Below are 571 nucleotides of genomic sequence, written 5' to 3'. Positions count from 1 at the left end.
CGTTGGAATTCATTGAGCAGAACCGTTAAAAATGACAATTATGAGTAATTTAAAAGACATTGAATCGGAAATCGAAAAATATGCGAATGACTCAAATCTGACTGAATTACAAATCGTATAGAAACTGGAAAATCATTCCATTAACAAACAAATAAACGAGAATTTAAAGCTGTAAAAAAAAGAGTGATTTAAATCAAAACGTTTGACTTTTAGCTCGTTTGCGGAATCGGAAACTGAATTGAAAAGCAAAACCCGAATTGAATGCGGAATTTAGCAAGTTGCGGAAATGCCCACTAAATCGGAATTGAAAAGTTTGCGGAATAAAACACTAACCGAATTCACTCATAAACAAAAACTGTATTAATGAAAAAGAATTTACCTTTAATAATAATAATTGCAAGTGCAATTTTAATGATTGGGAATTTTATAACGACCGATGAAATTGACCGAGGATTTTGGATGTCAACATTATCGAGTGTTTTAATTATAATATCAATGATTTTGACAATTAGAGCGAATAAGAAGAAAGACGAAAATTAATAAACTGAATAAAAACAACGAAATGCCAACA

The 571-nt window shown here is 30.3% G+C and carries 1 protein-coding gene; it reads left to right on the top strand.

The genetic code is table 11. From position 1 onward, the window contains the following. Positions 1-363 precede the first annotated feature (363 nt). Positions 364-540, top strand: a complete 177-nt coding sequence (locus ES674_RS15475) for a hypothetical protein (RefSeq protein ID WP_170234036.1) — start codon at positions 364-366, stop codon at positions 538-540. Positions 541-571: the final 31 nt, after the last annotated feature.

The organism is Bizionia myxarmorum, assembly GCF_008086205.1.
Classification (GTDB): Bacteria; Bacteroidota; Bacteroidia; order Flavobacteriales; family Flavobacteriaceae; genus Algorimicrobium; species Algorimicrobium myxarmorum.
The sequence above is the reverse complement of the archived record's forward strand: the minus strand, read 5'-3'. Positions and strand labels throughout refer to the sequence as shown.

Coding starts and splice junctions, on each gene's coding strand:
- ES674_RS15475 (WP_170234036.1), top strand. CDS start 364: ATGAAAAAGAATTTACCTTTAATAATAATAATTGCAAGTGCAATTTTA.